This window comes from Paucibacter sp. PLA-PC-4 (genome assembly GCF_026241155.1).
Taxonomy (GTDB): Bacteria; Pseudomonadota; Gammaproteobacteria; order Burkholderiales; family Burkholderiaceae_C; genus Roseateles_E.
In genome coordinates this window covers 183,435-191,733 of the sequence record NZ_JAPFGP010000013.1, presented here as the reverse complement: position 1 = coordinate 191,733, position 8,299 = coordinate 183,435, and the positions used below count along the sequence as shown (strand labels likewise).

Here is an 8,299-nt window from a genome sequence, read left to right as displayed (position 1 = left end):
CGTGGCCTCAGAGATATGTATAAAAGGCAGGCTGGAGCGCGCGCCCTGGCCCGAGGCGCCGCAGGCCCAGCTGGCCGCTTGGGGGCCGCCCCCGCCCCCGCCCGCGCCGCCACCGGCTCCGGCGCCACCACCTGAGGCCGCGCCCGCTCCGGTGGCCCCGGCCTTTCCTTACCAGCTGATTGGTCGACTGGAGGAGGGCGGCGTCAGCCAGGCCCTGCTGTCGGCCGGCAACCGCAGCCTCAATGCCAAGGCCGGCGATGTGATCGACGGCCAGTGGCGGGTCGAGCGCGTCGGCCCCAACGGACTTGGTCTGCTCTGGCTGCCCGGCCAGCAGTCCCAAACCATCACCTTCCGCCCCTCATGATGTCCACCCTGCGATCCCACCGACTTGCCTGGCTGCTGACCTTGGCCCTGGCTGGCTGCGCCAACCCGGTGCTGCGCGAGGCCGAGGAGCTGACCCGAACCAACCAGCTGCCCCAGGCCCATGCGGTGCTGGAAAAAGCCCTGAGCCAGACGCCCACCGACGCCGCGCTGCGCGCCGCCGAGATGCGCACCCGCGAGCAGCTCAATGCGCGGCTGCTGATGCAGATCGAGGGCCTGCGGGCCTCCGGTCGTTGGGAAGAGGCCCGCGAAGCCGTGCAGCGTCTGCGCGAGCTCGACCCGCGCCATCCGCGCCTGGTCTGGTTCGAGTCCGAGATCACTCGTGGCAATAGCCAGGAGATCAAGCTGGCCGAGGCACGCCGGCACTTGCGCGAGAACCGGCTGACGCGTGCCGAGGCGCTGGCCCATGAAATCGTGGCCGAGACGCCCAGCCATCCGGGCGCCCGCTTGCTGCTGGCGCAGATCGCCCAGGCGCGGCCGCTGGAAGCGCTGACAGGCGAGCTTGGGGCGGCCTTCCAGAAGCCGGTGACGCTGGAGTTTCGCGAGGCGCCGCTGCGCCAGGTCTTCGAAGCGCTGGCGCGTAGCAGCAATGTCAACTTCGTGTTCGACAAGGATGTGCGCGCGGATGCGAAGGTGACGGTGTTTTTGCGCAATGTTTCGATGGACGAGGCGATGCGCGTGATCCTGTCGACCCAGCAGCTGGACCGCAAGCTGCTCAATGACAGCTCGGTACTGATCTTTCCCAACACCCAGGGCAAGCAGCGCGAGCACCAGGAACTCATCACCCGCACCCTCTACCTGACCAATGCCGACGTCAAGCAGGTGCAGGCCATGGTGCGCACCATCGCCAAGGTGCGCGACATTCATATCGACGAGCGCCTGAACCTGATGGTGGTGCGCGACACGCCCGAGGTGATGCGCCTGGTCGAGAAACTGATTGCATCGGTGGACCTGCCCGAGCCGGAGGTGATGCTGGAGGTCGAGGTGCTGGAGTTGGCGACCGACCGTGTCGACGCGCTGGGTCTGCAATGGCCCAACGAGGTGCAGTACGGCCTGCCCGGCGTGACCGGCCAGGTGGCGCTGGGCCAGCGCGACAACTTCCGCGCCAGCGTCGCCAACCCCGCCCTGGTGGCCACCGTTCGTGGCACCTCGGGCAATGTCAATCTGCTGGCCAACCCGAAGCTGCGGGTGCGCAACCGCGAGAAGGCCAAGGTCCATATCGGCGAGAAGCTGCCGGTGTTCACGACCACCTCGGCAGTCAACGTCGGCGTCTCGGCATCGGTGACCTATCTAGATGTGGGTCTGAAGCTCGATGTTGAGCCCACGATACAGCTGGACAACGAGGTCATCATCAAGGTCGGCCTGGAGGTCAGCAATCTGATCCGCCAGGTGTCAGGTCCGGCCGGCTCTGTGGCCTATCAGATCGGTACCCGGCTGACCTCCACGTCGCTGCGCCTGAACGATGGCGAGACCCAGATCCTGGCCGGGCTGATCAATGACGAGGACCGCCGCACCGCCAATGGCGTGCCGGGCCTGTCGACGCTGCCTGTGCTGGGCCGGCTGTTCGGCGTGCAGACCGATACGCGCAACAAGACCGAGGTGGTGATGCTGATCACGCCACGCATCGTTCGCAATCTGGCCCTGCCCGACGCCGGCTTGACCCGCCTGCCCGGCGGCACCGATGCCCAGCCCGGCGCTTACAGCAACCGCATGCGCAACGAGGGGCGAGCCGGTGTCGGCCTGTCGGGGGCGGCTCAGGCAAGACCTGGCACCGTCAGCACGGCGCCAAGTGCAACACCGGCGGCTCCGGCTGCGGCCGAGACCGAGGTGTCCCTGAAGCTGGACGTGACGCCCCAGGTGGCCGCCGGAGGCGTCGTCAGTGTGACGCTCAAGCACGACAGCGCCTTCTCGGTGAAGGGCGAAATCGAGTTCGACCCGAGCAAGCTCCAGCCGGCCCAGGCCAGCGCCGGCACGGCCGCCACAGGCCGCCTGCCCTTCGAGCTGACGCCGCGCGGCGAGCGGGTGCTGGTGCTGCGCGTGCTGCCGGCGGCGGCCGGCCAGGTTGTCAATATCGGGGTCGGCGCGCTCAGCGCCGCCGGCCTGAATGGCGAAGCACCACCGGTCCGTCTTGATGGCACGGGCATGGTGGCGGTCGAAACAGCGCGTTGAAATCCACCATGCGCGGTCGCGGCTTCACTCTGATCGAGATGCTGGTTGTGCTGGCCATGCTGGCCGTGTTGGCCGGTGCCGCGCGGCCGCTCTTGCAGGTCTCGGTGCAGCGCAGCCAGGAGTTCCAGCTGCGCGAGGCGCTGCGCCAGATCCGAGGCGGGCTCGACGCCTACAAACGAGCGGCCGAGGCCGGGCAGATCCAGCTGAGCCCCGAGGACAGCGGCTACCCGCACGAGCTGATGGACCTGGTGCGCGGCGTGCCCGATGCGAAATCGCCCGAGGGTCGAAAGCTCTATTTCCTGCGCCGCCTGCCGCGCGACCCGTTTGCCGACTCGACGCTGGAGCCGGCGCAGACCTGGGGCCTGCGCGCCGCCGACAGCCCGCCCGACGAGCCGCGCCCGGGACGCGATGTCTACGATGTCTATTCGCAGTCCGAGCGCCGTGGGCTCGACGGCAGTCGCTACAGAGATTGGTGAGGCGATGAAGCGCAGCCATGGGTTTACGCTGATCGAGCTGATCGTCGTGATGGCCATCGTCGCCCTGCTGGCCTCGATCGCCGCGCCGCGTTACTTCCATAGCCTGGAGAAGTCCAAGGAGGCGGCGCTGCGCAGCTCGTTGACGGTGATGCGCGACGCGATCGACCAGTTCGCCGCCGACAAGGGGCGTTACCCCGACACACTGGAGGAACTGGCCAGCGCGCGCTATCTGCGCGAGATCCCCGAGGACCCGGTGGCCGGCGCGCGCGATGCCTGGGTCGAGCTGGGACCGCCGCCCGACGCGCAGATCAAGGGCCAGCTCTACGATGTGCGAAGCGGCGCGGCCGGCCGCGCCAGCGATGGGCGGCTCTATGCGGACTGGTAGCCGGCGGCCGCGGGGCTTTACCTATCTGGGCATGTTGTTCTTCGTGGCGATCACGGCCGCCGCGATGGCAGCGCTGGGCCAGAGCTGGAGCACGGCGGCGCAGCGCGAACGCGAACGCGAGCTGGAGTTCCGCGGCCAGGAGATCGCGCGCGCGATCGCCAGCTACCTGAAAGTGGGTGTGCCGGCGGCTCCCGGCCAGGATGTAGCGGCGGGCGCGGCGGCCGGTGCGGTCGGCAGTCATCCGCGCAGCCTCGACGATTTGCTCATCGATCGGCGCGGCATCAAGCCGCGCCACCATCTACGCCGTGCCTATGTCGATCCGATGACTGGCAAACCGGATTGGGTTCTGGTGCCGGCACCGACCGATCCTCAGGGTTTCCACGCAGTGCACAGTCGCGCCGAACAGACGCTTCTGCGGCGCATCAACCCCGATGGCGAGGAAGCCTCCCGCGCCAGCGATTGGTTGTTCAGCGCCGCTGCGGCCGAGGGCGCGGCAAAACCTGACCCTGCCGCCTCGGCGGCGAGTGCGCCGCTATAACCGATCCGTCCCGCCCGGGACTTCATGACAGCTCCGTGAAAACCCGCCTCCCCCTAGCCTGCGGGGGTGGGCAAGTGGGGATTTCAAGTGAATTTGTCACGGCCAGAATCCACTACTCAACACAGAGGATGGTGGATTGCCGCACTCGGTGTTGAACGGCACATGCGATCAGATCGACTGTGCGAGCCCTGGTACCGCCGGGGCCTCGCTATATGCCACACCGCGGTGCGAAACAACACCATCATCATTGGTCACAGGAGTGAGGTTTTCGATGCAGAAGAAATTTGTCAGCAAGGCGCTGGTCTCGGCGGTGCTCGCCGCTTGCGCAGCCATGTCGTCCGCGCAGGCTGCGGTGATCGACTTCGACGGCCCGGAGATCGACAACCTGGTCTCGTCAATCTTTGCAGGGGATGAGTCCTTCAGCCACCATGGCTTCACGCTGACGGCACTGGATCCTTTCGGCCAAGGGGCTGCCGGCGCGATCGGTTTTCCCGACAGCTGCATGGTCGCAGACTGCCCACTAGGCGCCACCGGCAACTATTACCTTGGCCTGAATGACGGCGCGCTGGCCATCAGCCATGGCACGGGCCTGGCTTTCAAGCTGAGCAGCTTTGATGCCTCCTTTGTAGCGCCCGTGGTGGCCTCCACTGGTGACGTCGAGTTCGCCCGCATCGTGCTGAGCGGTGTCTCCGGCGGCCAGTCCTATCAAACCAGCTTCCTGTTGCCCGGTCAGGGCGAGGACAACCGCTACCACTTCTCGAGCTTTGCCTCGCTGGGTGCCTTCGCGACGCTGAATTTCACCGAGCTGAACATCTCGACCTGCCTGATCGATCTTGCCGGCGATTGCGTGGCCGACGGCAGCCGCCAGGCCCAATTTGCTCTGGACAACCTGAACGTCACGGCAGTGCCTGAGCCTGCCACCTGGGGCCTGATGGCCCTCGGCCTCGTGGGGATCGGCGCGATCCGCCGTCGCCAGGCTACCCGCTGAACAAACCCTGGTCGCTATCCGCGTCACCAAGAAGGAACACCATCCCATGAAGATTCGCTCGAACCCGCGGCTGACCCGCCTGGCCGCCGCCGTGCTGCTGACTGGCCTGACCGCTGCCGCCGTCGCCCAAGAGGCACGTCGCCCTTATATCGTGCAACTGGCCGCTGCGCCGGCCGCCTCCTATACCGGCGGCGTCGCCGGTCTGGCCGCGACCAAGCCGGCTCAGGGCACGCGCTTGGATGCTTCGGCCGCCAATGTGCAGGCCTATGTCAGCTACTTGGACCAGCAGCAGAACAAGATCACCGCCACGCTGCCAGCCATGCACAAGCTGTATGACTACAAGCTGGCTTTCAACGGCTTCGCCGCCTTGCTGACCGAGGCTGAGGCCCGCAGCCTGCTGAGTAACTCGGCGGTGGCAGCCGTCACGCTGGACGAGCCGCGCCAGCTCGACACCAACTACACGCCCGGCTTTATCGGCCTGACCCAGCCCGGCGGCCTGTGGGCGCAGCTCGGCGGCCCGACCGGCACGACCAACCAGGCCGGTGCCGGCGAGAACATCATCGTCGGCATCATCGACGGCGGCATCTGGCCGGAGAACCCGTCCTTCGCCGACCGTGTGGACGCCAATGGCGTGCCCACTCTTGACGCTGCCGGCACCCTGGTCTACGGCCCGCCGCCGGCCCACTGGCAAGGCGTTTGCGAGGCTGGCGAAGGCTTTGGCCCCGAGAACTGCAATAACAAGCTGATCGGTGCGCGGGCCTTCCGCAGCGCGATCAGCCTGGCCAACGGCAATATCAACCCGGCCTTCAACATCCATCCGGCCGAGTTCGTGTCGCCGCGCGACAACGGCGGCCACGGCACCCATGTGGCCAGCACGGCCGCCGGCAATGCCAATGTGACCGGCTATATGGACGGCGGCTTTGCCACTGGCGTGGGCAAGGTCGAGGGCATCTCGGGTATCGCCCCGCGCGCCCGTGTCGCCAGCTACAAGGTCTGCTGGACCCGCACCGACCCGGCCACCACCCGCCCCGATCCGCGCTGGCCCAATTACTCGAACGGCTGCTACGGTGCCGATTCGATCGCCGCCATTAACCGCGCCATCGCGGACGGCGTCCATGTGCTGAACTACTCGATCAGCGGCTCGGCCACCAATATCGCCGACCCGGTCGATGTGGCCTTCAAGGGCGCGGTCGATGCCGGCGTGTTCGTCGCCACCTCGGCCGGCAACAGCGGCCCGGCCAATCTGGTCAACCACCTAGGCCCATGGATGACCACGGTGGGCAACTCCACCCACGACCGCCTGTTCGCCGGCACCGTCACGCTGGGCAATGGCGCCAGCTATGTCGGTGCTTCGAGCAACCCGGCCACGCCGACGGCCGACCTGATCCTGGCCAAGGACGCCGGCCTGGCCGGCGTCAGCCCGGACGATCTGAATCTGCAGCGCTGCTTCGGCGGCGCTGATGGCGCGGCCGCGCTGCTGGATCCGGCCAAGGTGGCCGGCAAGCTGCTGGTCTGCGACCGCGGTGGCAATGTGCTGGTCAACAAGAGCGCCAACGGCAAGACTGCCGGCGCGGCCGGCGTGATCATCGCCAACGTGGCCGGCGGCGCTAACACCATCATCAACCAGGGCCACCTGCTCTCCACCGTCCATGTGACGGCGGCAGACGGCGATGCCATCAAGGCCTATATGGCGGCCAATGTCGGGACGGCCACCGGCGGCCTGGGCAATCTGCAGGCCATCAAGGATCTCAGTGTGGCGGCGCCGGCGATGAGCGACAGCTCCTCGCGCGGCCCCAACCAGGGCAATCTGAATGTGCTGAAGCCCGATGTCACGTCCACCGGCTCGTCGATCCTGGCGGCCTACACGCCGGCTTATACGATTGCCGACCGCGACGGCATCGTCGCCGGCACGACCGAGGCAATTCCGGATTGGTCGCTGCTGTCGGGCACTTCGATGTCCAGCCCGCACATCGCCGGCATGGCCGCGCTGCTCAAGCACAAGCACCCCAGCTGGTCGCCGGCGGCAATCCGCTCGGCCCTGATGACCACCGGCGTCGACGTGGTCAACACGCTCAGCGGCATGCAGCAGGGCCGCCTGCCCTGGGGCCAGGGTGCAGGTTTTGCCCAGCCCACGAAGGCGGCGGATCCCGGCCTGGTCTATGACATCGCAGCGGCCGACTACAACAAGTTCCTGTGCGGCGTCGGCGTCACGCCGCCGGGCGGCGTGGCCTGCGGCACCATTGGCAGCATTCAGCCCTACAACCTGAACCTGCCTTCGCTGACCGCAGCCAGCGTGTTCGGCAGCATCACGCTGACGCGCACGGTGACCAATGTCTCTGGCTCGGCCTCGACCTACAACGCCAGCATCAATGTGCCCGGCTTCAGCGCGGTGGTGACACCATCGACGCTGAGCCTGGCCGCCGGTGAGAGCAAGAGCTTCACGGTCAAGCTGACCCGCACGACAGCGGCGCAGAACGCCTGGAACTATGGCTCGCTGACCTGGAGCGACGGCACTCACAACGTGCGCAGCCCGGTGACCGCACGTGCGCAGTTGGTCGCGGCGCCGGCCTCAGTGACGGCCAAGACTGTCAGCGGCAACCGAGTGTTGACCATAGGCACCGGCTATGCCGGCGCGTCGAGCACGCTCAAGGGCGGCCTGAAGCCGGCCACCCGCAATGCGGATTCGGTGACTGGCACCAACACCGGCGCCGCAGCCGTTGTGGCGGCGTCCTGCGCGGCCGGTGGCGGCACCGGTGTCAAGGTGCAGAACGTCACGATCCCGGCCGGCACGATGGTGGCGCGCTTCGCGCTGTACAACGAGGACACCTCGGGCTTCCAGGCCGGCGGTCTGGATGATCTGGATCTGGTGATGGTCAATGCGGCCGGCACCCAGGTCGGGTACAGCGGCAATGGCGGCTCCAACGAGGTCATCACGTTGACGGCGCCGGCCGCGGGCAACTACAAGGTCTGCGCGGTCAGTTATGAGCCTGCCGGCGGTGCCGCGAGCGTGGACTACACGCTCTCGTCCTGGGTGGTCGGCAGCGGTGATACCGGTGGCAACTTCCGCGTGCTGATGCCCAGCAATGCCGTGGTGGGCGGCACAGCCTCGGCCACGATGAGCTGGTCCGGCCTGGCTGCCGGTACCCGCCATCTGGGTGCGGTGTACTACGTGGTCGGTGGTGCCGCAGTCGCCAGCACGCTGGTGTCGGTCGATACCGCAGCGCCGGTTCCGGCCAGCGCCGAGCTGACCCCGACAAAGGGCGTGGGCGCCAGCCAGTACTGATAGTCAGACCGCTGCCCCCGTTCTCGGGGGCAGGTCTTGCCAAGGCCGCAAGTCGAAAGGCTCGCGGCCTTTTGCATCG

At 67.5% G+C, this 8,299-nt stretch carries 6 protein-coding genes and 1 pseudogene; all 7 read left to right on the top strand.

What is annotated here, in order from left to right:
- A pseudogene (locus OOZ63_RS19925) lies at nt 1-364 on the top strand (hypothetical protein); the annotation flags it as partial.
- Nucleotides 364-2,550, top strand: a complete 2,187-nt coding sequence (locus tag OOZ63_RS19920) for a secretin N-terminal domain-containing protein (protein ID WP_266007347.1) — start codon at nt 364-366, stop codon at nt 2,548-2,550. The pseudogene OOZ63_RS19925 and the gene OOZ63_RS19920, both read left to right, overlap by 1 nt.
- Nucleotides 2,547-3,026 (top strand): type II secretion system protein, encoded by a 480-nt coding sequence (locus OOZ63_RS19915; protein ID WP_323055771.1) that lies wholly within the window; start codon nt 2,547-2,549, stop codon nt 3,024-3,026. Before OOZ63_RS19920 ends, OOZ63_RS19915 begins: the two co-directional genes overlap by 4 nt.
- Before the next feature lie 4 nt (nt 3,027-3,030).
- Entirely contained in the window at nt 3,031-3,411 is a 381-nt protein-coding gene (locus OOZ63_RS19910; RefSeq protein ID WP_266007346.1) for a type IV pilin protein, read from the top strand.
- On the top strand, nt 3,398-3,949 hold the full coding sequence (locus tag OOZ63_RS19905; RefSeq protein ID WP_266007345.1) for a hypothetical protein: 552 nt from the start codon (nt 3,398-3,400) through the stop codon (nt 3,947-3,949). Before OOZ63_RS19910 ends, OOZ63_RS19905 begins: the two co-directional genes overlap by 14 nt.
- A gap of 271 nt (nt 3,950-4,220) precedes the next feature.
- Nucleotides 4,221-4,937, top strand: a complete 717-nt coding sequence (locus tag OOZ63_RS19900) for an NF038120 family PEP-CTERM protein (protein ID WP_266007344.1) — start codon at nt 4,221-4,223, stop codon at nt 4,935-4,937.
- Nucleotides 4,938-4,983: 46 nt separating this feature from the next.
- The gene (locus OOZ63_RS19895; protein WP_266007343.1) at nt 4,984-8,220 is read left to right on the top strand and encodes a S8 family serine peptidase; all 3,237 of its coding nucleotides are present in this window, start codon (nt 4,984-4,986) and stop codon (nt 8,218-8,220) included.
- Nucleotides 8,221-8,299: the final 79 nt, after the last annotated feature.

Bases quoted from the DNA above. Each gene is read 5' to 3' on its own strand.
- OOZ63_RS19920 (WP_266007347.1), top strand. From the start codon at position 364: ATGTCCACCCTGCGATCCCACCGACTTGCCTGGCTGCTGACCTTGGCC.
- OOZ63_RS19910 (WP_266007346.1), top strand. From the start codon at position 3,031: ATGAAGCGCAGCCATGGGTTTACGCTGATCGAGCTGATCGTCGTGATG.
- OOZ63_RS19905 (WP_266007345.1), top strand. From the start codon at position 3,398: ATGCGGACTGGTAGCCGGCGGCCGCGGGGCTTTACCTATCTGGGCATG.
- OOZ63_RS19900 (WP_266007344.1), top strand. From the start codon at position 4,221: ATGCAGAAGAAATTTGTCAGCAAGGCGCTGGTCTCGGCGGTGCTCGCC.
- OOZ63_RS19895 (WP_266007343.1), top strand. From the start codon at position 4,984: ATGAAGATTCGCTCGAACCCGCGGCTGACCCGCCTGGCCGCCGCCGTG.